This is a genomic window from Saccharothrix lopnurensis (genome assembly GCF_042658445.1).
In the GTDB taxonomy this organism is placed as follows: domain Bacteria; phylum Actinomycetota; class Actinomycetes; order Mycobacteriales; family Pseudonocardiaceae; genus Actinosynnema; species Actinosynnema lopnurensis.
Window position 1 is genome coordinate 158,515 of record NZ_JBHSQO010000001.1, and the last position, 25,166, is coordinate 183,680.

A 25,166-nucleotide genomic window follows, 5' to 3' on the forward strand; every position below is an offset into this window, starting at 1 on the left:
CGTCATGTTGACTTACCCTGCCGCGATTACGCTGTTCAACCGCACTCCCATCCGCCTGGGTGACATGATCCGTGCGGAGCGGGCCCGTGAAGCGGTGGACCTGCTCGCCGCCCTGGCCGACGACCTCCGCGCCGCCGGTAAACGCGCCGCCCGACTGGCCTGCGCGATCCTCGACGGCACCCTGGTCCCGATCCACCGCGTCATTAACTAAAGTCGTACCACTCGGGTGAGTACCATCGCCACGGCGTCAACGTCCAGGTTCCCGCCGACCCGGTAGGTTGGCTGGTGTGGACCTCGGCGGCACTGCCCGGCGCCGTCCACGACCAGAGTGCGGCCTGCACCCACGGTCTGGCTGACATGCCACCGTCCACGATGTCACCACCTTCGCCGACAGGGCGTATCAAGATGCGGGCGGCACGGTGCACACCCCGTTCAAGCGTCACGCCACCCGGCCTCGGCTGTCACGCGGGCAGAAGGCGGTCAACCGGACACGCGCGCATCCGCGGACTCGGCGAACGCACCGTGTCACTGCTCAAGAGCTGGAAAGTCCTGGCTGAGCCGCGCTGCTGCCCACACCGGACCACCGCGAGCATCACGGCCATCCTCGTCCTGCACCACATCCAAACTCACCGCCAGCAACGATTAAAAGGCTCAAGATTTGAAGAGTGCCTGACCGGCAATTTTAACAGCCTTAAATGCCATCAGAGGGCTATCGGGCATGACAGGTCGGATAGTGCTGCGTCAGACAACCTCGGCTGGGTACTGGGTCCAGGTGCGGATGGGTGAGTCCGTAACGAAGCCGGTTTTGGGTTGGGCTCGGGCGTTATGCCAGCGGATGTAGGCCGCGATCGCGGCGTTCTGCTCGGTGTGGCTGTAGTGGTCGGTGCCGTTGCGTGCGAAGTAGCGCAGAACGGTGAGCTCGGCTTCGATCCAGTTCGGCCAGTTGGAGTAGGTCTGCAGGAACACCAGGTCGACGGCGTTGCTCTCGGCCCGGTCCTGGACATAGGGGTGCCGGTGCAGCGAGAAGTTGTCGGCCACGATGTAGAGCTTCTGGCCCGGCCGGCGAGCACGCAGGCTCTTGATCAGCTTGAGGAACTCGTCGTAGTGCTTGCGGCACCGGATGTGGTAGTGGATCTTTCCGTCGCTCAGGTGGAGTGCGGCGAGCATGTGCATCACGCTGTACTGGCGCTTGTAGGTCGCCCGTAATCGACGCGGTGATCTGGCGGGTCGCCAGGCTTCGTCGTTGTGGGGCTGGAAGTTGAGCGGTCTGAACTGATCGACGCAGATCGCCCGCTCGTCGTCGGGCGGGTGATCGTAAAGGTTCAGGATGCGATGCATCTTCGCCAGGAAGTCAGGGTCGGTGGACACCTTCCAGGTGGAGGAAGGTGTAGCGATAGTCCAACAGTGTTGTCGCGTCACCGGTTCGGCCCATTGAGATGCCTTGACAAGAGCGATTTAACGACTGGCTCAGTACCTAATCTGCTCCGGATAGTCTTTCCGGGTGAACCCTCTGCGTTTTTGCCTCTCGATGTTTCGTCCTCGTTCATGCTGGTCTGGCAGGTCCCTTCGATTGATATTTTTGAGTTTCACTCTTGTCTGCACACGGTGGAAAGGATGCGGACCTCGGCAGGGGGTGGGCAGCGTAAGAGTTCCTACTTCCGGATTGCATGGAATCTGTCATGAGTGGTAGATCTGACCGTTCTGGATCTTCTTTACTCGTCGACAGGGCCACTGGATTCGAGATGCCGGAAGTCCGAACGGGAGTACCATGACACTGTCGATGAGCGTTCGGAGATGATGGGCTCGGTTCGTTAATTTATTCCCGAACCGGGCGTTGAAATCATGTCTTGTGCTGGCCGGTTCTCGGCCTGCTCGAAGTTGTCACCGTGATCCGAGATCAGGGGCTGTGCGGGCCGGTTCGTCGCTTTGTGATGCGATTCCCGGCGGTGTCTTTTCCGGCGGTTCGCGGGGAGTCCGCCGGAGAGTGGAAGAAGGGCGGTCATGGAGGTCGCCCGAACAGTGTATTGAGTGGAGGCGGTACTGTGAGGATCAGGAGAACGCTCGCTGCGGTGGCAGTCGGCATCGGCACGCTCGTAGGCGTCCCGCTGCTCACCGCGCAGGTGGCCGTGGCGCACGACACCTCGGCGTCGATCAACGTCTGCGGCAGCAACAACGAGCAGCGCTGCGGGTACGGTGGGGTGACCAACTCGCACACGCGGTTGTACTCGTGTGACACGTTCGCCGACAACGCGGGCTTCCGTGCCGAGTATCGACTGCGTTCCGGTGCCACCGGCTACGTGGACGACGCCAACGGCAGCTCATCCGGGTGCAGCGGCATCTACCCGGGCACGTCGTCCAACCCGATCACGGCCTTCCGCGTCGTCTGGAAGGCGGCGGGTGGTTGGGTGTACAGCGGGTGGTACGCGGCCTGATTGGGATCGGACACGGGTGCCTCGGCCGGCCTCCGGCCGAGGCACCGCCAGCACATCAACGGTGTCATGGTCATCCTGCTGCACTAAAGGCTGTCACGTAACTCGATGGTGGGTCGTCCGGACGAATCGGGGGTCATGATCGGGTGCAGGTGATCTCGGCGTCCCGGTAGGAGTGGATCGCACCGTTCACCAGTTTGCGGCCTGGGCAGTTCCGCAAGCTGGTGCGGGTGGTGGCCGAGCAAGGCGGAGACGCGATCGCGGACGGGCGTCCCGGCAGGCAGTGGCGCCTGGACCTGGCCGACCGGGTGCTGCTGGTGGCCACCTACTGGCGCACCAACCGGACCATGCGGCAGCTCGGACCGCTGTTCGGCGTGTCGCACGCCGTGTCGCACCGGGTCATCGACACCGTCGGCCCGCTGCTCGCCCCGGCTCCGGTGAGGCGCCGCCGGATCGACCAGGTCGCGATCGTGGACGGCACCCTGGTGCCCACCCGCGACCACCGGCTCGCGGCACGGTCGAAGAACTACCGGTACTCGACCAACCCACAGGTCGCCATCGACGCCGACACCCACGTACTCGACGGTCGACCCGTCATGGCCGACGGAGGCTACCAGGGCAACCGGAGGTGATCATGCCCTGCCGCAAACCCCGCGACGGCAGCCAACTCACCGACTGGCAGCAAGACCTCAACACCATCCACCCCTCGATCCGAGCCTGAGCCGAACACACACTGGCGCGTATGAAGAACCGGACCATCCTGCGCGACTACCGCCGCGCCGCCCACACCCTGCGCGACACCGCCTTCGCCGGTCCCCCACTCGGTAGACCAGTGGAACTGTCCGCAGTTGTGCGGAATTCATGTGGGGTCAAAGCGTCTCCGTCTGGTTTCACCGCACGCCGCGCGCGGCATTCACCCCAGAATCGGGCAGTATTGTGATGTGAAGGACGGTGCCTCACCTCATGATCCCGGGCACGGAGACCCGGCCGACGCCGATGGGACGCCGCGTCCCCGTGGCGATGGCCGGGCAGGCGGGCAACACGCGCGCGCGTCCGAAGACGGAACGGTCCTGCAGGCGGGCCGGGACGTGTCCTACACGGTCTCCCACCACGTGCATCCCGGCACGCCGAAGACGCGGTCGACCCGATTGGTCGTGGTCGCAGTGGTCGCAGTGGTCACGGCGGTCGTGATCGCCGCAGGAACAGTCGTCGCCATCACAGGCTGGTTCCGCGTCCTCGACGCCGCCCCGCCCGACTCGCAACCATCGGCGAGCACGAGCGCCTTCGTGGCCAAGCCCTCCCCGTCCCGGGCCAACTCGTCCACCGGGACGCTGGAACCCGCGCCGGACATGTCCGGCGGCGAGCCCGAGCCGCTCCTGAGGAAGAAGGGGTACCGGCTCACACCGTCCTCGGACGTGCGGACCAACGACACCGACAAGATCGACCTCGACACCGGCTGCCCTGGGTGGGAACGACCTCCCTCCCGCTGGGGCGCAAGCGGTGCGGGGAACTCGCCGACCTGATCGTCGAGACTTACGGGGTGCACACGCCCGATGACCACCCCGCGCTCACCCTGGTGGACGGCCTGGCCACGTACGCATCGTGCCGTGGCCGGACTGACGGCATTGGCACGGTGCTCCTGGAGGACCTGCGCGATGGAGCACAGCTCTGCGTGTCGACCGACAAGAACAACATCGCGGCTGTCCACGTCAACTCGGTGACCGATACCGGAGAACTGGTCATCGATTACGAAATCTGGGAACCCTGACCACTTCCCGCCCCCGTTGACCACGTACGCCCGCCTGGCTGAACAGCTTCCAAGCGGGGTGAAGAGCTGTGGTGCGGCACCTGCCGGGTCTCACCAGCCACCGCCCTGTTCCATACCCCGTACGGGTGCGTCAGGACGTACACGGCGTTGATGTGGCGGTCGTCGAGCTGGGCGAAGGCGTCGAGGTTCTCGTGCTCGCGGCGGACGGTTCGGCGAGCCACCCGGCCGTGGCAGGTGGACGAGGCGGTACTCTGTTCTCCCGCCTCAGCCGGCACAGCTCCTCCAACTCGGCCGCGGTGGTCCTGTCGTCCCGCTCGCCGCGATCGGCCTCGTCCTGTCGGATCTAGTTCCGCAACGTCTTCGGGTGCACGCCCAGCTGCTCGGGCAGGCGCCGGATCACCGGTTTGGGCTCCGACTCCCGGTACGACCTGGCCACAGGGGACCTCAACTCGTCGGGGTACTTCTTCGGCGGTGCCCCGGACGACTCCCTCCAAGCCCTGTCGGACCATGCCCGGAAAGACTCCGGGCTACGGGGGAAGCTCAATGCGATCCGCCGTGCACCCGACGCGGGTCCGGGGGGAGAAATCCGGTGGTCGGCCCGGGAGCGGGCCGGATAGTGTCCGGCGGGTTCGTCGACGGCTGTCCGGCACCGCTGTCGCGCCCACCCCGAAACGGCGGAGAGACCCGTGCCAGACCACACGACCGGGACCGCGGAGCGGATCGCGCCGGCCAACGGCATCCGGCTGTGCTTCACCACCTTCGGCGACCCGAGCCGGCCCGCCCTGCTGCTGATCATGGGTCTGGGCTTCCAACTCGTGCACTGGCCCGACGAGTTCTGCCGGGGGCTCTCCGAACGCGGCTTCTTCGTCGTCCGGTTCGACAACCGCGACGCCGGCCGCTCCACGCACCTGCCCGGGACCGACTACGCGTTGACCGACCTGGCGGCCGACGCCGTGGGGTTGCTCGACGCGCTCGGCGTCGAACGCGCCCACGTGGTCGGGGCGTCCATGGGTGGGATGGTCGCCCAGGTCATGGCCGCGCTCCACCCGTCGCGGGTGCTGAGCCTCGCCTCGCTCATGTCCACCACCGGCCGACGCGGCAGGGGGCGCACGTCCCCTTGGCTGCTCCGCCACCTGTTCGCCCGGCCCGCCCGCACCGAGGAGCAGGCCGTGGAGCGGCGCGTGCGGCTGTTCGGCGCCATCGGGTCCCCCGGCTTCGAGCAGGACGTTGCCGAGATCAGGCGGGTCACCGCGCTGTCGTTCCGCCGCGACCCCGACCACCGCGGGGTGCGTCGCCGGCAGTACCGGGCGGTGCGCGCGGCGGGTGATCGAACCGACCAGCTCGCGCGGATCACGGTTCCGGCGGTCGTCGTCCACGGGACCGCGGACCGCATGTGCCACCACTCCGGCGGCGAGGCGACGGCGGCCGCGATCGGCGGTGCGCGGCTCCTGCTCGTCCCGGGCCTGGGGCACGACCTCCCGCCCGGCGCGTGGCCGACGATCGTCGACGCGGTCGTGGAGAACGCCCACCGCGCTCCGGGAGGGTGAACGGACCGGATTGACGCGGCGGTCAGCTCGGACAGCCCGTCGGAAACGTCCTCCGTGCTCGGCGAGGGTGAGCGACCGGGGTCCCGCCGGACCTGACCGGCGCGTCAGCCGAGCAGGTCCAGCGGGTTGGCGCGCACGCGGTCCGGCCAGTCCGACCCCACCAGCTCCGCCGCCGCGCAGCCGGGTTTGCGCTCGGCCTGGTCGGCGAACCCGTCCAGGAACGCGTCGACGAACCCCAGCCTCGGGTAGCGGTCCACCACCCGGGTCCGCAGCTCCGGCGGGAACTCCGCCAGCCGGGTCCCGGACACGTCCGCGCTCACCGCGACCTGCAACAGGTGGCTCTCCGGGTCCTCGTCGGCGGGCACGTCGGCGCGCATGTGCAGCACGATGACGTCGCACAGCCGATCGCGCCGCGCCCGACCCCACCCGGCGCCCGCGGCGAACACCCGCGCCAGGTGCCCGCCGGCCTCCTCGAACGGCAGCCGGTGGCTGTCGAACGGTGGGGTCAGCGCGAGGTCGTGCAGCAGGGCCGCGACGTAGAGCAGCTCGCCGTCGTGGGCGATGTCCACCTTCGCCGCGTACGCCTTCGCCCAGGCGTGGGCGCGCAGCGAGTGGTTCAGCAGCCAGGGCTCGGCGTACTCCTGGCACACCTCCAGGGCCGCGGCGGCCGCCCGGGAATCGGGTGCGGGAAAGAGGTCCACGCCCCGCAGCGTAGATCAGGTCACCGCCGGTGGGCCCGTTTTCACAGGCCGTGGCGGCGGTCGCCCGTCACCAGTTCGGCCAGCCGCGCCTCGGACCGGTGCGAGAACGGGTCGCGCAGGGCGGCGACGGCCAGGCGGGTCTCCTCCGCGACCAGGTCGCCGTTGATCTGGGCCCCGGCCGCCGCGCCCGCCGCCGCGGCCGCGCCGACCTGGGCGACGGGATCGGTGACGTTGCCCGCGACCCACACGCCGGGCACCTCGGTGCGGCCGGTCGGGTCGGCGGGGACGTGCTCGCCGATCCCCATCGGGTGCTCCACGGCCCGCAGCCCGAGCGCCGACAGGAAGCCGGCGCGCGCCACCATCCTGGGGCCGACCACCAGCGCCTGGCGGGCGAACACCGAGCCGTCGGCCAGCCGCACCCCCACCAGGCGGTCGTCGGCGACCTCCAGCGCCACCATCTCGCCGGGCACCACGCGGATGCCGGGCGCGGCCAGCTGCTCGGCCTGCTCGCCGACCGGCGGCGGCGCGGTGTGCGTCAGCAGCGCGACATCCGGGCTGAGCTGCCGGAACATCAGCGCCTGGTGCACCGACATCGGGCCGGTGAGCAGCACGCCGACGGCCTGGTCGCGCACCTCCCAGCCGTGGCAGTACGGGCAGTGCAGCACGTCCCGGCCCCACCGCTCGCGCAGCCCGGGGATGTCCGGCAGCCGGTCCACCAGGCCGGTGGTGACCAGCACCCGGCGGGCGCGGATCACCCGGTCGTCGGCGAGCGCCACGGCGAACCCCTCGCCGTCGCGGCGCACGGCGGTGACCTCCCCGGTCTCCACGCGACCGCCGTAGCCGCGCACCTCGGCCCGTCCGCGCTCCAGCAGCTCGCGCGGCGGGATGCCCTCGCGGGCCAGCAGCCCGTGCACGCCGTCGGCGGGGGCGTTGCGCGGTTCACCCGCGTCGACCACCACCACGGAGCGCCGCGATCGGGCCAGCACGAGCGCCCCGTTCAACCCGGCGGCGCCACCGCCGACCACGACCACGTCGCAGCTGTCGTTCTTGTTCCCGGTCATCGTGACCACCTCCACGACAACCCTGCGCCCGGACCGGCGGATACGGCAAAGTGTTTTGCCGATTCGGCAACAAGGTGGCCGTCGGGCACCCGGGTTCGGCAGTGGGACGCGCGGGGCGCGGGGGGACCGCGACGGTCGGACTTCGGAGGGCGGGGTTGGTGGCGGTTCGGGTCGGTCGTGGGGGACAGGCGGGTCGGTGGCGGCGGGGGGTCGGTGGCGCGGGTCGGTGGCGCGGGTTGCCGGCGGGCGGTCAGATCGCTGCGGCCAGGCGCGTGCCCTGGTCGATCGCGCGCTTGGCGTCCAGCTCCGCCGCCACGTCCGCGCCGCCGATCACGTGGGCGACGACACCGCGCCCGGCCAGCGCGTCCACCAGGTCCCGCACCGGCTCCTGACCCGCGCACACCACGACCGCGTCGACCTCCAGCAGGCGCGGGTGCTCGTGCCGGGGGCCGAAGGTGATGTGCACGCCCGCCTCGTCGATGCGCTCGTAGTTGACCCCGGTCAGCTGCTCGACGCCCTTGGCCCTCAGCGCCGCCCGGTGCACCCACCCGGTGGTCTTGCCCAGGTCGCGGCCGATGCGGGAGGTCTTGCGCTGCAACAGGTACACCTGCCGCGCGGGCGCGGCCGGGGTGGGCGCGGTGACGCCGCCGCGCACCCGCGCGGGATCGGTGACGCCCCACTCGGCGCGCCACCCGTCGAGGTCGAGCGGCCGGTGGGTGAGGAACTCGCTGACGTCGACGCCGATGCCTCCCGCGCCGATCACGGCGACCCGCTCGCCCACCGGCGCGCCGTGCCGCACGACGTCCACGTAGGACAGCGCGCGTTCGACGCCGGGGATCGCGGGCACGCGCGGGACCACGCCGGTGGCGATGACCACCTCGTCGAACCCGGCCAGGTCGTCGACGCCCGCCCGCCGGCCGAGGTGCAGCCGCACGCCGGTCACCTCGATCCGCCGCCGGTAGTAGCGGATCGTCTCGGCGAACTCCTCCTTGCCGGGGATGCGCCGGGCGATGGCGAACTGGCCGCCGATGTCGTCCTCGGCCTCGAACAGCTCGACCGCGTGCCCGCGCTCGGCCAGCGCGGTCGCCGCCGCGAGCCCCGCCGGACCGGCGCCGACCACCGCGACCCGCTTGGCTCGGCGGGTGGGGAGCAGGACCAGCGTGGTCTCGTTGCCCGCCCGCGGGTTGACCACGCAGGTGGCCTTCTTCAGCGAGAACGTGTGGTCCAGGCACGCCTGGTTGCACGCGATGCAGGTGTTGATCTCGTCCGCGCGGCCGGTCCGGGCCTTGAGCACCCAGTCCGGGTCGGCCAGGAACGGCCGCGCCAGGGACACCAGGTCGGCGTCGCCGCGGGCCAGCACCTCCTCGGCGACCTGCGGCATGTTGATGCGGTTGGAGGCGACCACCGGCACGCCCACGTGCGGGCGCAGCCGCGCGGTGACCCCGGCGAACGCCGCGCGCGGCACCGAGGTGGCGATCGTGGGCACGCGCGCCTCGTGCCAGCCGATCCCGGTGGTGAGGATGGTCGCGCCGGCCTGCTCGACCTCCTGGCCCAGCCGCACGACCTCCTCCCAGGTCTGCCCGTCCTCGACCAGGTCGAGCAGCGAGAGCCGGTAGATGATGATGAAGTCGGGCCCGGCGGCCTCGCGGCAGCGGCGGACGACCTCGGTGGCCAGGCGGCGGCGGTTTCCCGGGGTGCCGCCCCAGCGGTCGGTGCGCCGGTTGGTGCGCGGCGCGAGGAACTGGTTGATGAGGTAGCCCTCGGACCCCATGACCTCGACACCGTCGTAGCCGGCCTCCCGGGCCAGGGCGGTGGCGCGGGCGAAGGCGTCGACCTGGGCGAGGACGCCCCGGTCGGACAGCGCGCGCGGCCTGAACCTGCCGATCGGCGCCTTGAGCCCGGACGCGGACACGCTCAGCGGGTGGTGGGCGTAGCGGCCGGCGTGCAGCAGTTGCAGGGCGATGCGGCCGCCGTTGTCGTGCACGGCCCGGGTGATCCCGGTGTGCGCGCGCGCCTCGCGGCGCGTGGTGAGCTTGGAGGCGAACGGGTAGAGCGACCCGACGAGGTTGGGGGAGAAGCCGCCGGTGACCATGAGCCCGACCCCGCCGCGGGCGCGTTCGGCGAAGTAGGCGGCGAGCCGGTCGAAGTTCCCGGCGCGGTCCTCGTCGCCGGTGTGCATGGAGCCCATCAGGACGCGGTTGGGCAGGGTGGTGAAGCCCAGGTCCAGGGGCTGGAACAGGTTCGGGTACGCGGTCATCGCCGGGTGTCCTCCCGCAGTGCGGCCAGCACCTCGTCGCACCACTCGACCAGGGCCTGCTCGGCGCGCACGCCGCCGCGCAGCACGAGGTGCTGGTGCAGCCGCCGGCCGGTGAGCCCGGACGGGTCGGGGAAGTCCCTGGCCCCCAGGGCGCGGTACGCGTCGAGCCGTTCGGCGTGCAGCCCGCGGTGCCGGGCCACCTCGGCGACCACCGCGGCCACGTCGCCCAGCGAGGCGCCGCGCACCTTGACGGCCAGCTCGTGGCGGATCGTCTCCGGCTCGCCGGGTTCGGCCAGCCACCGGGTCAGCTCCGCGCGGCCCGCGTCGGCCGGTTCGTAGACCTTCCGGTCCGGTCGGCCGGTCCCGGCCTCCTCGTGGCAGGTCACCCAGCCGAGGTCGACCATCCGCTTGAGGGTGCGGTAGATCTGCTGGTGGGTGGCCGCCCAGAAGAACCCGATGGACCGGTCGAACCGGCGGGCCAGCTCGTAGCCGGTGCCCGCGCGCTCGTCGAGCGACACCAGGATCGCGTGCTCCAACGCCATGGCGGCGACCGTACTGTGCAACCGGGTGCGGTGCAACTAGTTGCATAGTACGGTGTGGGCATGGTCCCGCACCCGTTCCGGCAGGTCGACGTCTTCGGCTCGGCGGCCTACGCCGGCAACCCGCTCGCGGTCGTGGCGGCGGCCGACGACGTGGGCGACGAGGACATGCGGCGCTTCGCGCGCTGGACGAACCTGTCGGAGACCACGTTCCTGCTCCGGCCCACCACCGCCGACGCCGACTACCGGGTGCGCATCTTCACCCCGGGGGTCGAGCTGCCGTTCGCCGGCCACCCCACGCTGGGGTCCGCGCACGCGTGGCTGGCCGGGGGCGGCGAGCCCGCGCGGGACGGCGTGGTCGTGCAGGAGTGCGGCGCCGGCCTCGTGCGGGTCCGCGTGCGCGACGGCCGGTTCGCCTTCGCCGCGCCGCCGCTGACCCGGTTCGAGCCGGTGGCCGAGCCCCTGGTGGCCAGGGTCGCGGCGGCGCTGGGCGTGGCGCGCGCGGAGGTCCTCGGGTGCTCGTGGCTGGTCAACGGGCCGGAGTGGCTCGGCGTGCGGCTGGCCGACGCGGCGCGGGTGCTGGCGCTGACCCCGGACCCGGCCGGGCTGGCGGGGCTCGACGTGGGCGTGATCGGGGCGCACCCGGCCGGCGGGGACGCCGACTTCGAGGTCCGGGCCCTCATCGGCACCGAGGGGTCGCTGGTCGAGGACCCGGCGACGGGCAGCCTCAACGCGGGCTTCGCGCGGTGGCTGATCGAGGACGGGGTCGCGCCGCGCGCCTACGTGGCCGCCCAGGGGACCGCGATCGGCCGGGCCGCCCGCCTGCACGTGGACCTCGACGACGAGGGGCTGTGGGTGGGCGGCGCGGTGCGGGAGGGGATCACCGGCGCGGTCGAGCTCTGAGCCCGGCCGCCGGCCGCGCGGGACAGTGCCGCGGCACCCTCCGGTCGACCCTGGACATGTCGTGGGCTAAGGGATAGCGTCCCCGCCGATGTTTGCGTAAACATCGGCTTCGCCGAGCGCCAGCAGGGAGAGACGATGACGTCCACCCCCGTCCCGGTCGCGCCCCCGACCCCGAGGCGACCACGCGTGCGCCGCCGGCGCGTCGACCGCCGGGGTTGGCTGTTCGTCGCACCGTTCCTGGTCGTGTTCGCCCTGGTCTTCCTGGTGCCGGTCGCCTACGCCATCGGGCTGAGCCTGTTCCGCGAGCAGGTGTTCTTCGGCGGCACGACCTTCGTCGGCCTGGACAACTACCGCCTGGCGCTCACCGACCCGAGGTTCTGGGAGTCCTTCGGCAGGGTGGCGCTGTTCCTGGTGGTCCAGGTGCCGGTGATGCTCCTGCTGGCCCTGGTCGCCGCGCTGGCCATCGACAGCGCCCGGCTGCACGCGGCCGGCTTCTTCCGGATCGTGATCTTCCTGCCGTACGCGGTGCCCGCCGTGGTGGCGACGCTGATGTGGGGCTTCGTCTACGGCGACACCTTCGGCCTGGCCGCCGACCTCAACGGCCTGCTCGGGCGCGACGCCGTCCGGCCGCTGTCGGGCGACTGGGTCCTGCTGTCCATCGGCAACATCGTCACCTGGGAGTTCGTCGGCTACAACATGCTGATCCTCTACTCGGCGCTGAAGGTGGTGCCGGGCGAGCTGTACGAGGCGGCGGCCATCGACGGCGCGGGCGCGTTCCGGACGGTCCTGGGCATCAAGCTGCCCGCGATCCGGGGCGCGCTGGTGATCGCCACGATCTTCTCGATCATCGGCAGCTTCCAGCTGTTCAACGAGCCCAACATCCTCCGGACGCTGGTGCCCAACGCGATCAGCACCTACTACACGCCCAACATGTACGCCTACAACCTGTCCTTCGGCGGCCAGCAGTACAACTACTCGGCCACCGTCGCGATCGTCATGGGCGTCATCACCGCCATCATCGCCTACGTCGTGCAGCTGCGCGGCACGCGGAAGGGTGCGTGAGGCACCGTGGCCACGACCCGATCCCCGCTCCGCCCCCGCAAGTCCCCGGTGCTCACCGCCGTCATGGCGGTCTACCTGGCCTACACCCTGGTCCCGCTGGCCTGGCTGCTGATCAGCGCGACCAAGACCCAGCAGGCGCTCCTCTCCACCCCCGGGCTGTCCTTCGGCGGCCCGTTCGCGCTGTTCGACAACATCGTCCAGACCTTCACCCACGACAACGGCATCTTCCTGCGCTGGCTGGGCAACACGCTGCTCTACGTCGTGCTGGGCGCGGGCGGCGCGACGGCCCTGGCCACCGCGGCGGGCTACGGCCTGGCCAAGTACCGGTTCCGGGGCCGCAACGCGGTGTTCGCGGTGGTGCTCGGCGCGATCGCCATCCCGGGCACCGCGCTGGCCGTGCCCACCTTCCTGCTGTTCAGCGACCTCGGGCTGACCAACACGCCGTGGGCGATCATCATCCCGTCGCTGGTCAGCCCGTTCGGCCTGTACCTGGTGTGGGTCTACGCCGCCGAGGCGGTGCCGGACGAGCTGCTGGAGGCCGCCCGCCTCGACGGCGCGGGGGAGGTGCGGATCTTCCTCACCGTCGCGCTGCGGCTGCTGGCGCCCGGCATCGTCACGGTCGCCCTGTTCGCGGTGGTGTCCACCTGGAACAACTACTTCCTGCCGCTGATCATGCTCAGCGACCCGGACTGGTACCCGCTGACCGTGGGGCTCAACCAGTGGAGCGCGCAGGCGTTCGGCGTGGGCGCGCAGCCGATCTACCACCTGGTGATCACCGGCTCGGTCATCACCATCGTCCCGCTCGTCGTGGCGTTCCTGCTGCTCCAGCGCTTCTGGCAGTCGGGCCTGAGCGCGGGCGGCGTCAAGCAGTAGTCCCCACCCACCGTCGCGAGAGGACCGTGCCATGTTCCCCACCGGACGACGCCGGAAGGCGGCCGTCGCCCTGGCCGCCGCGTTGGTCACCGCCCTGGCGGGCTGCTCGTCGGGCCCCGAGGGCGCCGCGCCGGGCGGCGCCACCGGCACCCAGGACGCGGTCGACGCGGCGCTGCGCGAGGGCGGCACCATCACCTACTGGAGCTGGACCCCCTCGGCCGAGGCCCAGGTGGAGGCGTTCCAGCGGGAGTTCCCCAACGTCAAGGTCGAGTACGTCAACGCGGGCACCGGCAACGACCACTACACCAGGCTCCAGAACGCCGTCAAGGCCGGCTCCGGCGCGCCGGACGTCGCCCAGGTCGAGTACCAGGCGCTGCCGCAGTTCGCGCTCACCGGCTCGCTGGTCGACCTCGGCCGGTACGGCTTCGCCGATTTCGAGTCCGACTACACGCCGTCCACGTGGAACTCGGTGAAGGTCGGCGGCGGGCTGTTCGGCCTGCCCCAGGACTCCGGCCCCATGGCCCTGTTCTACAACAAGCAGCTGTTCGACCAGCACGGCATCGCCGTGCCCAAGACCTGGGCCGAGTACGTGGAGGCGGCCAAGGCGCTCCACGCCGCCGACCCGACCAAGTACATCACCTCCGACTCCGGTGACGCGGGCTTCGCCACCAGCATGATCTGGCAGGCGGGCGGGAAGCCGTTCCGCACCGAGGGCCAGTCGGTGACGATCGACCTCCAGGACGAGGGCGCCAGGAAGTGGACCTCGGTGTGGGACGAGCTGGTCGAGCAGGAGCTGGTGTCGGGCATCCGGGGCTGGACGGACGACTGGTACCGGGGACTGGGTGACGGCACCATCGCGTCGCTGGTCGTCGGCGCGTGGATGCCGGGCGTGCTGGAGGCGTCGGTGCCCGCCGGCGCGGGCAAGTGGGCCGTCGCGCCGGTGCCCACCTACGACGGCACGCCGGTCACCGCGGAGAACGGCGGCAGCACGCAGTCGGTGCTGGAGCAGAGCGCCAACCCGGCGTTGGCGGCGGCGTTCGTCCGGTGGCTCAACAACGGCAACGGCATCAAGCCGTTCCTGGAGAGCGGCGGGTTCCCGGCCACCACCGCCGACCTGGGGTCCTCGGCGTTCAAGGACGCGGAATCGCCCTACTTCGGCGGGCAGAAGGTCAACCAGGTGCTCACCGAGGCCGCCGGCCAGGTCGTGCCGGGCTGGAGCTACCTGCCCTACCAGCTCTACGCCAACACCATCTTCGGCGACACCGCGGGCAGGTCCTACACCGACCGCTCCGGCCTGGACGGCGGGTTGGCCGCGTGGCAGCGGGCGCTGGCCGACTACGGCACCCAGCAGGGCTTCACCGTCACCACCGGCTGACCCGGCGGCGGGGCGGCCGGACCGGTCGCCCCGCCACCCGGGAGGAACCCCAGGAAGGAATTCCCGTCCCCGTGCCAGAGTTCAGCATCGGCGAGCACGACTTCCTGCTCGACGGACGCCCGTTCCGGGTCCTGTCCGGCGCGCTGCACTACTTCCGCGTGCACCCCGACCAGTGGGCCGACCGCATCGACAAGGCCCGGCGCATGGGGCTGAACACCGTGGAGACCTACGTCGCCTGGAACGCGCACGCCCCGGCGCCGGGCGTCTTCGACCTGACCGGCGGGTTGGACCTGGGTCGGTTCCTGCGGCTGGTGGCCGACGCGGGGATGCGCGCCGTCGTGCGGCCCGGCCCCTACATCTGCGCGGAGTGGGACAACGGCGGGCTGCCGGCGTGGCTGTTCCGCGACCCGGCCACGGGCGTGCGCCGGGCGGAGCCCCGCTACCTGGCCGCCGTCACCGACTACCTCGACCGCGTCTACGAGGTGGTCGTCCCGCTCCAGGTGCGCCACGGCGGACCGGTGATCCTGGTGCAGGTCGAGAACGAGTACGGCGCGTTCGGCTCGGACCGGACCTACCTGGCGACCCTGGCCGAGCACGCCCGCGCCGCCGGGATCACCGTCCCGCTGACCACCGTCGACCAGGCCACCGACGAGATGCTGGCGGCGGGCGGCCTGGACGGGCTGCACCGGACGGCGTCGTTCGGCTCGCGCGCCGCCGACCGGCTGGCCGTGCTGCGCCGCCACCAGCCGACCGGACCGCTGATGTGCGCCGAGTTCTGGGACGGCTGGTTCGACCACTGGGGCGGCCACCACCACACCACCTCGCCCGCCGAGAGCGCGGCCGAGCTGGACGCCCTGCTCGCGGCGGGCGCCTCGGTCAACGTCTACATGTTCCACGGCGGCACCAACTTCGGGCTCACCAGCGGGGCCAACGACAAGGGCGTCTACCAGCCCACGATCACCTCCTACGACTACGACGCGCCCCTGGACGAGGCCGGCAACCCCACCGCCAAGTACCACGCGCTGCGCGAGGTGATCGCCCGCTACCACGACGTGCCGGACGAGCCGCCGCCCGCCGCGGTCCCCGCGCCCGGGTTCGAGGTGCCGCTGTGCGACCCGGTGCACCTCCTCGACGCCCCGGAGCGGTGGGGTCGGCGGCGGCGCCACGACCGGTTGCCGACCCTCGACGAGCTCGCACCCGATCAGTTCGGCCCTGGTGAGTCCGGCTCCGGCGAGTCCGGCCCAGACCAGCCCGGCCCAGACCAGCCCGGCCCAGACCAGCCCGGCCCAGACCAGCCCGGCCCAGACCAGCCCGGCCCCGGCGAACCAATCGGCGCGCCCCGCCTCGCGCTGCTGACCACGCGGGTCGACGCGCCCGGCCCGGCGGTCCTGAGCTTCGGCGAGGTCCGCGACCGCGCCGCGGTCTTCCTGGACGGCCAACCGGTCGGCACGCTCCTGCGCGAGCACCACCAGCGGGCCCTGGGCCTGCGCCGCGCGGCCGGCGAGCTGGCCGTCCTGGTGGAGGACCAGGGCCGGGTCAACTACGGCCCCCGCCTCGGTGAGCCCAAGGGCCTCATCGGCGGCGCGGCCCTCGACGGCCACCCGCTCACCGGCTGGGACGTCGTGCCGATCGACCTCGCCGCACCGCCCGACGTGCGGCCCGACCACCCCACCCCGGTCGGCGCCGCGCTGGCCGGACCCGCCCTGGCCCGCGCCCGCTTCACCCTGGACCACCCGGTCGACCTGCACCTGGACACGCGCGGCTGGGGCAAGGGCGTGGCGTGGGTCAACGGCTTCCCGCTCGGCCGCTACTGGTCGCGGGGCCCGCAGCGCACCCTCTACGTCCCCGGCCCGGCGCTGCGGTCCGGCGACAACGAGCTGGTCGTGCTCGAACTCGACGTGCTGACCGAGCCCGTCGCGCGGTTCGTGCCGGGACCGCTGCTGGGTCACACCGAGGCGTGACCCGCGGCGCGGACCGGGATGTTTGCGCAAACAACACCGGTTTATAGTGATCCGGCACCGCGGCGTCGCCGGGCCCGGCGCGGAAGGAGCCCAGCAGCGTGAGTCCGACCAGGTCCGGTCCGGGCACCCCGGGGCGGCCGCCCGCGCGCCGCGTGTCGATGGCCGACGTCGCCCGCCTGGCCGGGGTGTCGGCCCAGACGGTGTCCCGGGTGTCCAACGGCCACCCCAGCGTCGTGGGCACCACGCGTGAGCAGGTGCTGGAGGCCATGCGGCAGCTGGGCTACCGCCCCAACAGCGCGGCGCGGGCGCTGAAGTACGGCGAGTTCCGCACCATCGGCGTCATCCTGTTCACCCTCTCCACGGTCGGCAACAGCCGCACCCTGGAGGCCATCGTCGACCACGCCGCCCACGAGGGCTACGCCATCACCCTCATCCCGGTGGCGGTGCCGACCCAGGACGGCGTGCTCGGCGCGTTCACCCGACTGGGCGAACTGGCGGTGGACGCGGTCATCGTCATCATGGAGGTCCACCTCCTCGACGCCGCGACGGTCAGCCTGCCCATCGGAGTGCCGGTCGTGGTGGTCGACTCCAACGGCGGCGACCGCTACACCGTCGTGGACACCGACCAGGCCGACGGCGCGCGGCGGGCCGTGGGCCACCTGCTCGACCTGGGTCACCGCACCGTCTGGCACGTCGCCGGCCCCGAGGACTCCTACGCCGCCGAGGGCCGGGCCTCGGCGTGGCGGGCCGCGCTGGAGGGGGCGGGCGTGCCCGTGCCGCCCATGGCGCGCGGCGACTGGTCGGCCGACTCCGGCTACCGGGCGGGCCTGGAGCTGGCCGGCGAGCCCGGCTGCACGGCCGTGTTCGCCGCCAACGACCAGATGGCGCTGGGGCTGCTGCGCGCCTTCCACGAGCGGGGCCGGGTCGTGCCGCGCGACGTCAGCGTGGTCGGCTTCGACGACATCCCCGACGCCACCTCCTTCATCCCGCCCCTGACCACCGTGCACCAGGACTTCACCGAGGTCGGGCGGCGCTGCGTGGAGAGCGTCCTGCACCAGGTCCAGCACAAGCGGACCGAGCCGGGCACCACGCTCGTCCCGACCCGGCTGGTCGTGCGCGGGAGCACCGCGCCCCCGACCGCCTGACCCGGTTCACCCGACCGCGACCGCCTGACCCGCTCACCCGACCCTGCCCACCTGCCGCGACCGCCGGGCCGATCGGGCGAACCGCCCGCGATGTCCCGCACCGCGCGCCGTACCCGGCCCGGCACCGCGAGCGCGGGGGCGTCCAGCGGCGGATCGACGAACTGCCACCCGACCCGGGCCCCTCGGTCGCCCGTTAGGGCGCTGCCGTGGGGGCCGGTCGGGTGCCATGTTGGAACCCGGACCGACGTGGCCCGGGACCGGGAGGGCGCACATGCGGCGGACAACGGTGTTCGTCCTGGCGGCGGTGGGCGGGTTGCTGGCCGGGTGCCTCGGCCGGAGCGAGGGGACCGACCCGGGGCGCAACGCCGACGCCAAGGAGGTCACGCTGACGATCGTGGCCAACGCCGCGGTGGGCGGGAAGAACGCCCGCGGCGCGGCCTGGATCAACGACTGGGTGATACCCCGGTTCACCGAGCGGCAGCGGGCCAAGGGCGTCGACGTGACCGTCCGCTTCGAGCAGAACGGCGCGGGCGACGAGGACTTCAAGACCAAGGTGGCGCTGGACTTCAAGACCGGCGGCGGTGGCGACATCGTCGAGCTCGACGGGATCTGGCTGGGCGAGTTCGCCCAGGCCGGCCAGGTCCGACCGCTCGACGAGGTGATCGGCGGCCCCGAGGTGGACGCGTGGGACGGCTGGGAGCAGATCCCCGCCGCCGTGCGGGCCCTCGGGGAGTTCGACGGCAGGCGCTACGGCGTGCCGATGGGCACCGACGGCCGGGTGCTGTTCTTCAACAGGAAGCTCTTCGCGCGGGTCGGCCTGCCCGACGACTGGCAGCCGCGCAGCTGGGACGACCTCCTGGCGGCGGGGGAGAGGCTGCGGGCCCTGCCCGGCGTGGTGCCGATCCAGCTCAACGCGGGCACCGCCATGGGGGAGGCCACCTCCATGCAGGGCGTGCTGCCCGTGCTGGCCGGCGCGGGCGAGCAGGTGTACGAGAACGGCAGGTGGCAGGGCGCCACCGACGGCGTGGAGGCGACCCTCGACCTGTACCGGCGCGTCTACGGCGGCGGGCTCGGCGACCCGGTGCTCCAGCAGGAGGCCAACGGCCGCGACCGGTCGTTCGCGCTGTTCGCGGAGAACCGGATCGGCATCCTGCTGGAGAGCGACTACTTCTGGCGCTCGGTGGTGGAGCCCCGCAACGGCGCGGCCGGGATGGCCGACCGCGACACCGCCGTGGGCTGGGCCCTGGTGCCCGCCCGGCAACCCGGGGCCGGCGTGGGCGGGCAGGACTTCGTGAGCATGTCCGGGGGCGGTGTGCGGGTGGTCAACCCGAACACGGAGTTCCCGCGCCAGGCGTGGGAGCTCCTGCGGTTCCTCAACTCCTTCGAGGCGGTCAAGACCTCCCTGGACGGCGGCGCGCAGCTCACCCAGCGCACCGACGTGAACGACGAGGTGCTGGCGGGTGACCCGGTGCTCTCCTTCGTCGCCGAGCGGGTGCTGCCGATCACGCGCTACCGCCCCGGTCTGGCCGACTACCCGAGGGTGTCGGCCGCGCTCCAGCAGGCGACCGCCGACGTGGTGGCCGGCCGGAGCCCGGGTGAGGCCGCGGGGAACTACCGGGACGCGCTGGTCCGGGCGGTCGGCGAGGCGTCCGTTGCGGGTGGTTGACCGCGACGTCGCCGGTCTGGGCGCGGCGCGGGCGATCGCCTTCGTCGCGCCCGCCCTGCTGCTGATCGCGGTGTTCCTGGTGTTCCCGGCGCTGTGGACGCTCTACATCGGGATCACCGACTACCAGCTGACCGGGCCCGCCGCGGCCCGGCCGAGCGTGGTGGGCGCGGAGAACTTCACCAGGGCGCTGGCCGACCCGCTGTTCGCCAACTCGCTGGGGCTGACCGCGCTGTTCGTGCTCGGCTCGGCCGTGATCGGGCAGAACGTGCTCGGCTTCGGGCTGGCCTGGCTGCTGCGCGGGGTGCGACCGCGCCTCCGCCGCGTGGTCGAGGCGTTCGTGCTGCTGGCCTGGATCCTGCCCGGCCCGGTGGTCGCCCTCCTGTGGTTCGCCGTGCTCAGCCGCGACGGCGGCACGCTGGGCCTGCTGCTGGACCGGCCCGCCACCGCGTGGCTGGTGGAGTACCCGATGGCGAGCCTGATCGTGTTCAACACCTGGCGCGGGACGGCGTTCTCCATGCTGCTCTACAGCTCCGCGCTGGCCGTCGTGCCGCCCTCGCACCTGGAGACCGCGCGCCTGCTGGGCGCGAGCGGCCCCCGGGTGGTGCGCGACGTGGTGTTCCCGCACATCAGGGGGCACGTGCTGACCAACACGCTGCTCATCAGCCTGTGGACGGCCAACGACTTCACGCCGTTCCTGCTCACCGCGGGCGGCCCGAACCACGAGTCGGAGGTGCTGCCCGTGCTGATCTACCGCCAGGCCCTGGAGGGCGGTCGGCTCGGGTACGCCTCGGCCCTGTCCCTGCTGCTGCTGGTGGGCAACCTGCTGGTCGCGCTCGGGTACCTGCGGCTGCTGCGGAGGCGGGCGTGAGCCCGGCGCAGGTGGTGCGCCGGCTTGGCTTCCACCTGGTGATCGCGGTGGTGCTGGCGTTCTTCGCGGTGCCGGTGCTGTGGCTGGCCTCCGCCCCGTTCGACGCGCGGCCGGGGCTGGGCGTGCGGTGGCCGGACTGGACGCTGTCGAACGTGCGCGCCACCCTGGCCCACCCGTACGCGCTGACCTCGCTGCTCAACTCGCTGGTGCTGTGCGTGGTGGCGACCGCGGTGACCGCGGCCCTGGCGGCGCTGGCCGCGTACTCGCTGTCCCGGGTCCGCCTCCCCGGCCGCGACGTGCTGCTCTACCTGTTGCTGCTGCTCTCCAGCGTGGTCACCGGCACCGCGGCGATGGTGCCGGTGTTCGTGCTGGTGCTCCAGCTGGGCCTGATCGACTCGCGGTTCGGCACCGCGCTGGTGATCGCGGGCGGGATGCTGCCCGCCGCGATCTTCATCCTCAAGGACTTCATGGACTCGGTGCCGCGCTCCTACGAGGAGTCCGCGCGGGTGTTCGGCGCCTCGCCGGCGCAGGTGCTGGGGCACGTGGTGCTGCCCATCGCCCGACCGGGCGTCGCCGCGGTGGTGGTGTGGTCGTTCGTGAACGCGTGGGGCAACTTCCTGCTGCCGTTCCTGCTGCTGCGCGACGTGGGGCGGCAGCCGGCGGCGGTGCTGCTGCGCACCCTCCAGGACGAGGGCGGCACGGCCAACCTGACCGTGATCCCGGTGTTCTCGCTGCTGTACTCGATCCCGGTGGTCGTGCTGTACCTGCTGGTGAACAAGCGCTACGGGTTCCGGTTCCACGGGGGGATCAAGAGCTGATGGCGGGCATCGACATCACCGGGCTGGCCGTGGAGTACCCGAACGGGGTGCGCGCCGTGGACGGGCTCGACCTGCGCGTGGCCGACGGCGAGCTGTTCGCGCTGCTCGGCCCGTCCGGCTGCGGCAAGACCACGCTGCTGCGCGCCATCGCGGGCCTGGAGCCGGTCGCCGCGGGCGCGGTCGCGATCGGCTCGCGCGAGCTGACCGGGGTCCCGCCGGGCGCGCGCGGGGTGGCGATGGTGTTCCAGGACTACGCCCTGTTCCCGCACATGACCGTGGCCGAGAACATCGCCTACCCGCTGCGGGTGCGCCGCGCGCCCAAGGCGCGGCAGCGCGCGGAGGCCGAGCGGGTCGCGGCCGGCCTGAGCCTGTCCGGGCTGCTCGACCGCCGGCCGGGCCAGCTGTCCGGCGGCCAGCAGCAGCGCACCGCGCTGGCCAGGGCGATCGCGGTGGAGGCCGACGTGCTGCTGCTCGACGAGCCGCTGTCGAACCTCGACGCCCGGCTGCGGCTGGAGGCCCGGACCTTCCTCAAGCGCTGGCAGCGCGAGCTGGCGCTGACCACCGTGTTCGTCACCCACGACCAGGCCGAGGCGCTGGCGCTGGCCGACCGGATCGCGGTCATGGAGGCGGGGCGGGTGCGGCAGCTCGGCACGCCGCGCGAGGTCTTCCAGCGGCCCGCCGACACGTTCGTGGCCAACTTCATCGGCTCGACCCCGATGAACCTGCTCGACGGGACGGCCAGGGACGGCGGTGTCGAGTGCGCGGGGGCGCGGCTGCCGGGCCCGCCCGGTCTGCCGGCCGGCACGCCCGTGGTGGTCGGCGTGCGGCCGGAGTACCTGGAGGTCGCCGAGGACGGCCTGACCGGGCGCGTGTCGACGGTGGAGAACCTGGGCGTGACCTCGCTGGTGACCCTGGAGTGCGCGGACGGCGTGCTGGTCGGCCTCACCGTGCCCGAGCAGGACGAACCGGCGGCCGGCGCGTCCCTGAGCGTGCGGGCCGTGCCGGGTCGGCTGCTGTTCTACGGCGCCGGGGACGGTCGCCTGCTCGGGACGCGGTGAGGGTGGTGCGGCGCCCGCTGTCGCGGGCGCCGCACCGGACGCGGTCGGGCCTCAGTGCGTGACCTGCCAGTGGCTGTTCGCCGTTTGCAGGGTGAACGACAGGCCGTAGCACCCGAAGTCGGTGCTGTTCAGGCTGCCGGGCGGCGTCACCGTCGAGTTGCTCGTGGTCAGCGAGCTCCAGGTGCTGCCGACCTTGATCTTGAGGTTGGCGGCGTGGTACTGCGTGCCGTAGGTCTCGGTGCAGTAGTAGCCCTCGCCGGTGGCGGAGTTGTACTCGGTGTAGACCTCGAACATGCTCCAGCCGCCGTGCGTCTCGCTGAGCTTGGCCGTGTCGGCGCTGGTGAACAGCGCGTCCCAGGTCGAGGTGGTGTAGTTGTACAGGTAGGCGGTCCAGGAGTTGGTCACCGCGTTGGTCTGCACGTCCAGCACCTCGTAGGCGGGCAGCCCCTGGAACGAGGTGGTGTAGGTGCTCAGGAAGCTGGAGTCGATCCAGGCCACCGCGGCGAACCCGGGCGAGGCCGCGCACCAGTCCCACGCGCCGACGCCGTTGCCGCCCTGCCAGTAGAACGTGGTCACCTCGATGCAGGTCTTGCCGCTCGGGACCAGCGTCGGGGCGTAGACCACGTCGGGGTTGCCCGACGGGATGCTGATGCCCGGGTTGACCGTGTGGGTGGCCTGCGCCCCGATGGACGAGACGGTCGGGAACGCGCCCCAGACGACGTGCAGGGAACCGCTCCACGGCGTGATGGTCGTGGTGTCCGCCGAGCGGGCGGCGGTGGTGCTGCCGGCGGTGGGGCGGGACTCACCGGGCTTGCGGACCCCCTCGCTGACCACCGGGCCGGCGGCGGCACGAGCCGCTTCGCCGCGCACCGCGGGCACGAGCCGGTTGCTCACCGGCGAATCCGGGGTCGGGGCGGCCACCTCGACCGGTTTGTCCGGTGTCGCCCCCGCGGGGGACGCGGTGGACAGGGGCGCGGTGGGTGCCAGCAGGGCGCCGCCGGCCAGCAGCGCGACGGCGAGCAGCCGCGCCGGTGAACGGCGGGGGCGGGACGGAGAACTCGGTAACGGCATTGCCTCGGTGTTCCTCTCGACCGGAGAACTGGCGCACCGCAGGGGAAGAAGGACGCAGCGACACGTTCGAGTGTCCCCCCAGGACACTGCGGTAACCGAAGCCTGCCGGGTGGTCGGGGAGATCAGCCAGGGGACGATCGGTTGCTGTGCGCCGGGGCTGCGGTTCCCCGCACCCGGGGCCCTCGACCCCCGAAGGCACCCGGGGCGGGGTGGTTGCCGGAACCCCCACCTCCCGGCCGAGCGCTCGGTTACCATGGGTGTCGGGAGGAACACCGGGGGAGAGGGGGTCGTGGGCATGAGCCTCGTCCAGGTCCTCGGCACCGCCGCGCAGCAGCAGCCGGAGCCGGTGCCCGCGTTGGCGGTCGGCGTGCTGTTCGCCTGTCAGGGCGCGGCCGCGCTGTGCCTGTTCCTGATGGCCTACCTCGGGGCCAACGAGAAGCTGCCCCGCAACGCCTTCTTCGGCCTGCGCACCGGCCGGTCCCGCGCCGACGACGAGACCTGGCGGCACGTGCACCGCGCGGCCGCGCCGTTCGCGTACGCCGCCGCGGCGGCGGGGGTCGCCGGGCTGGGCGCGCTGACGCTGAACACCGACCGGGCGGCGCTGTTCCTGGCGACCCTGCTGATCACCGACGTGGTCGTGGTGGTGTTCGTGGGGCTCGCGATGACGCGCGGGCACCGGGACCTGCCCATGGGCTGACCGGGCCCGGGGGAGCACCGGGCGGCCGAGGCCGCCCGTCGGGCACTCCTGCCTGGTCGACCGCGCTCCGCTGGACCCGCCGCTCACCGCTCACCGCTGGACCTGCCGCTCACCGCTGCTCCACCCGGAACCCGCGCGAGGACGGCACGAGCGCCGCGGCGGCCGGCGCGGCGAAGCACGCCACCGCGCAGCCGACCAGCACCGGTCCCGCCCCGAAGTGGCCGATCGCCGGCGCGATCAGCGCCAGGCCGACCGGGGCGAGGCCGTAGGACAGCAGGAAGTCCAGCGAGGAAACCCTGGCCAGCAGCCGCGGTTCCACCTCCCGCTGCGCGGCGGTGAACCACGGCACGTTGAACAGCTCGATCCCCAGCCCCGCCACCGCGTAGGCGGCCACCACGACCACCGCGGGCACGGGCAGCAGCAGGGCCAGCGGCGCGAAGCCGTAGCAGCCCAGGCCCGCGAGCGCGGCCCACCCCCGCGCGCGGGGTCGCCACCGGGAGACCAGGACCGCGCCGATGAGCGCGCCGACCGTGTAGGCGGTCAGGGCGGCGGCGAGCACGGCCTCGGTGCCGTACCGGTCCCGGCTCACCAGGGGCAGCACCACGCCCGTGGCGGAGTAGCCGGTGGCGATCACCGCGGTGAGCGCGCCGAGGCCGGCGAGGAACCACGGGTGCCGGCGCGCCTCCCGGACCCCGTCCAGGAAGTCGGCGGTGAAGCGGGTCCTCCCGACCGGTGCGACGGGCGCCGCGCCGCCGGCGGGCGGCAGCAGGGCCGCGACCAGCCACAGCACGCCGGTGGCGATCAGCAGGGCGGGGGTGTCGACGACCACGGCGAGCAGCGCGGTGAGACCGGGGGCCACCAGCGTGGTGACCCGCACCGAGAGCGTCATCGCGGCGTTCGCCTGCTGCCGCTGGTGCTCGGCGGTGACGACCTCGGCGGTCAGCGCCTGGAACGCCGGCCTGCACGCGCCCTGCCCCGCCCCCACCACCGCGGCGGCGACCGCCGTCAGCACCACCGAGCGCCCGGCGCCCAGGGCGATCACCGGGGACGCGCAGCCCGCCACCAGCCCGGCCCACAGCACGACCCGGCGGCGCGGGTACCGGTCGGCCAGGACCCCGGCGACCGGCACGGCGGCGAGGAAGCCCGCGGTGCGCGCGGCCAGCACGACGCCCAGCTCCACCGCGCTGATGGAGCGTTCGAGCACGGCGAGGCCGAGGATGAACGGCAGCGCCCACGTGGCGGTGCCGGAGGCGGTGCTGCCGGCCCAGAGGCGGAGGAAGGCCGCGCTGCGGAACACCGACGTCGGCCGCCGCCCCGCGCCTGCCACGTCGTGCGCCACGCGACTCCCTTCCACCGGACCGTGGACG

23 protein-coding genes and 2 pseudogenes are annotated in these 25,166 nt (G+C 72.5%); 18 read left to right on the forward strand and 7 right to left on the reverse strand.

What is annotated here, in order from left to right; genetic code table 11:
* Positions 1-4 precede the first annotated feature (4 nt).
* Together ACFP3R_RS00710 and ACFP3R_RS00715 are read left to right on the forward strand one after the other, a co-directional pair.
* A complete protein-coding gene (locus ACFP3R_RS00710; protein WP_380631707.1) occupies positions 5-211 on the forward strand; it encodes a hypothetical protein in 207 nt (68 codons plus the stop codon).
* 68 nt (positions 212-279) lie between these two features.
* Positions 280-786 (forward strand): annotated as a pseudogene (locus tag ACFP3R_RS00715) (transposase); the annotation flags it as partial.
* Here the strand turns inward: ACFP3R_RS00715 and ACFP3R_RS00720 are convergent.
* The gene (locus tag ACFP3R_RS00720; RefSeq protein WP_380631709.1) at positions 742-1,368 is read right to left on the reverse strand and encodes a transposase; all 627 of its coding nucleotides are present in this window, start codon (positions 1,366-1,368) and stop codon (positions 742-744) included. The pseudogene ACFP3R_RS00715 and the gene ACFP3R_RS00720 sit on opposite strands and share 45 nt — an antisense overlap.
* 701 nt (positions 1,369-2,069) lie before the next feature.
* Here ACFP3R_RS00720 and ACFP3R_RS00725 point away from each other — a divergent pair.
* The 5 genes and pseudogenes from ACFP3R_RS00725 (at position 2,070) to ACFP3R_RS00745 (ending at position 5,744) form a co-directional block, all read left to right on the forward strand.
* Positions 2,070-2,432: a hypothetical protein gene (locus ACFP3R_RS00725; protein WP_380631710.1), complete on the forward strand. Its 363-nt coding sequence runs from the start codon at positions 2,070-2,072 to the stop codon at positions 2,430-2,432.
* A gap of 176 nt (positions 2,433-2,608) precedes the next feature.
* Positions 2,609-3,234: pseudogene (locus ACFP3R_RS00730) on the forward strand (transposase family protein); the annotation flags it as partial.
* A gap of 349 nt (positions 3,235-3,583) precedes the next feature.
* Positions 3,584-3,952 carry a hypothetical protein gene (locus ACFP3R_RS00735; RefSeq protein WP_380631712.1) on the forward strand — a complete coding sequence of 123 codons (369 nt, stop codon included), beginning with the start codon at positions 3,584-3,586 and terminating at the stop codon, positions 3,950-3,952.
* A 17-nt stretch (positions 3,953-3,969) separates the two neighbouring features.
* Positions 3,970-4,197: a hypothetical protein gene (locus tag ACFP3R_RS00740; RefSeq protein WP_380631714.1), complete on the forward strand. Its 228-nt coding sequence runs from the start codon at positions 3,970-3,972 to the stop codon at positions 4,195-4,197.
* Between the two features lie 686 nt (positions 4,198-4,883).
* On the forward strand, positions 4,884-5,744 hold the full coding sequence (locus ACFP3R_RS00745; protein WP_380631715.1) for an alpha/beta fold hydrolase: 861 nt from the start codon (positions 4,884-4,886) through the stop codon (positions 5,742-5,744).
* A 104-nt stretch (positions 5,745-5,848) separates the two neighbouring features.
* On the opposite strand, the gene ACFP3R_RS00750 is transcribed toward ACFP3R_RS00745, so the two are convergent.
* The 4 genes from ACFP3R_RS00750 to ACFP3R_RS00765 form a co-directional block, all read right to left on the reverse strand.
* A complete protein-coding gene (locus ACFP3R_RS00750; RefSeq protein WP_380631717.1) occupies positions 5,849-6,445 on the reverse strand; it encodes an HD domain-containing protein in 597 nt (198 codons plus the stop codon).
* Positions 6,446-6,486: 41 nt separating this feature from the next.
* A complete protein-coding gene (locus ACFP3R_RS00755) occupies positions 6,487-7,506 on the reverse strand; it encodes an NAD(P)/FAD-dependent oxidoreductase (RefSeq protein WP_380631719.1) in 1,020 nt (339 codons plus the stop codon).
* A gap of 250 nt (positions 7,507-7,756) precedes the next feature.
* Positions 7,757-9,763, reverse strand: a complete 2,007-nt coding sequence (locus ACFP3R_RS00760) for an oxidoreductase (protein ID WP_380631720.1) — start codon at positions 9,761-9,763, stop codon at positions 7,757-7,759.
* The gene (locus ACFP3R_RS00765) at positions 9,760-10,305 is read right to left on the reverse strand and encodes a PadR family transcriptional regulator (protein WP_380631721.1); all 546 of its coding nucleotides are present in this window, start codon (positions 10,303-10,305) and stop codon (positions 9,760-9,762) included. The genes ACFP3R_RS00760 and ACFP3R_RS00765 overlap by 4 nt, the downstream gene beginning before the upstream one ends.
* A 60-nt stretch (positions 10,306-10,365) precedes the next feature.
* Between ACFP3R_RS00765 and ACFP3R_RS00770 the strand changes: the two genes are divergently transcribed.
* The 10 genes from ACFP3R_RS00770 to ACFP3R_RS00815 all read left to right on the forward strand — a co-directional run bounded on the left by ACFP3R_RS00770 (position 10,366) and on the right by ACFP3R_RS00815 (position 22,031).
* The gene (locus ACFP3R_RS00770; protein WP_380631723.1) at positions 10,366-11,205 is read left to right on the forward strand and encodes a PhzF family phenazine biosynthesis protein; all 840 of its coding nucleotides are present in this window, start codon (positions 10,366-10,368) and stop codon (positions 11,203-11,205) included.
* Between the two features lie 135 nt (positions 11,206-11,340).
* Positions 11,341-12,267, forward strand: a complete 927-nt coding sequence (locus tag ACFP3R_RS00775; RefSeq protein WP_380631724.1) for a carbohydrate ABC transporter permease — start codon at positions 11,341-11,343, stop codon at positions 12,265-12,267.
* 63 nt (positions 12,268-12,330) lie between these two features.
* On the forward strand, positions 12,331-13,140 hold the full coding sequence (locus ACFP3R_RS00780; RefSeq protein ID WP_380632116.1) for a carbohydrate ABC transporter permease: 810 nt from the start codon (positions 12,331-12,333) through the stop codon (positions 13,138-13,140).
* Between the two features lie 31 nt (positions 13,141-13,171).
* Positions 13,172-14,515, forward strand: a complete 1,344-nt coding sequence (locus ACFP3R_RS00785) for an ABC transporter substrate-binding protein (protein ID WP_380631725.1) — start codon at positions 13,172-13,174, stop codon at positions 14,513-14,515.
* A 71-nt stretch (positions 14,516-14,586) separates the two neighbouring features.
* Entirely contained in the window at positions 14,587-16,476 is a 1,890-nt protein-coding gene (locus tag ACFP3R_RS00790; RefSeq protein ID WP_380631727.1) for a glycoside hydrolase family 35 protein, read from the forward strand.
* A gap of 98 nt (positions 16,477-16,574) precedes the next feature.
* Positions 16,575-17,621 carry a LacI family DNA-binding transcriptional regulator gene (locus ACFP3R_RS00795; RefSeq protein ID WP_380631728.1) on the forward strand — a complete coding sequence of 349 codons (1,047 nt, stop codon included), beginning with the start codon at positions 16,575-16,577 and terminating at the stop codon, positions 17,619-17,621.
* 271 nt (positions 17,622-17,892) lie between these two features.
* Positions 17,893-19,287, forward strand: coding sequence for an extracellular solute-binding protein (locus ACFP3R_RS00800; RefSeq protein WP_380631730.1), 1,395 nt, complete (start codon positions 17,893-17,895; stop codon positions 19,285-19,287).
* Complete coding sequence (locus ACFP3R_RS00805; protein WP_380631732.1) at positions 19,280-20,155, forward strand: carbohydrate ABC transporter permease; 876 nt, start codon at positions 19,280-19,282, stop codon at positions 20,153-20,155. Before ACFP3R_RS00800 ends, ACFP3R_RS00805 begins: the two co-directional genes overlap by 8 nt.
* The gene (locus tag ACFP3R_RS00810) at positions 20,152-20,973 is read left to right on the forward strand and encodes a carbohydrate ABC transporter permease (protein WP_380631733.1); all 822 of its coding nucleotides are present in this window, start codon (positions 20,152-20,154) and stop codon (positions 20,971-20,973) included. Before ACFP3R_RS00805 ends, ACFP3R_RS00810 begins: the two co-directional genes overlap by 4 nt.
* Positions 20,973-22,031 carry an ABC transporter ATP-binding protein gene (locus tag ACFP3R_RS00815; RefSeq protein ID WP_380631735.1) on the forward strand — a complete coding sequence of 353 codons (1,059 nt, stop codon included), beginning with the start codon at positions 20,973-20,975 and terminating at the stop codon, positions 22,029-22,031. The genes ACFP3R_RS00810 and ACFP3R_RS00815 overlap by 1 nt, the downstream gene beginning before the upstream one ends.
* Before the next feature lie 51 nt (positions 22,032-22,082).
* Here ACFP3R_RS00815 and ACFP3R_RS00820 read toward each other — a convergent pair whose 3' ends face one another.
* Positions 22,083-23,102: a carbohydrate-binding protein gene (locus ACFP3R_RS00820; RefSeq protein ID WP_380631737.1), complete on the reverse strand. Its 1,020-nt coding sequence runs from the start codon at positions 23,100-23,102 to the stop codon at positions 22,083-22,085.
* A 295-nt stretch (positions 23,103-23,397) separates the two neighbouring features.
* On the opposite strand from ACFP3R_RS00820, the gene ACFP3R_RS00825 reads away from it, so the two are divergent.
* Entirely contained in the window at positions 23,398-23,799 is a 402-nt protein-coding gene (locus ACFP3R_RS00825; protein ID WP_380631739.1) for an SdpI family protein, read from the forward strand.
* Positions 23,800-23,908: 109 nt separating this feature from the next.
* Here the strand turns inward: ACFP3R_RS00825 and ACFP3R_RS00830 are convergent, their stop codons facing one another.
* The gene (locus ACFP3R_RS00830) at positions 23,909-25,096 is read right to left on the reverse strand and encodes an MFS transporter (protein WP_380632117.1); all 1,188 of its coding nucleotides are present in this window, start codon (positions 25,094-25,096) and stop codon (positions 23,909-23,911) included.
* Between the last annotated feature and the right edge of the window lie 70 nt (positions 25,097-25,166).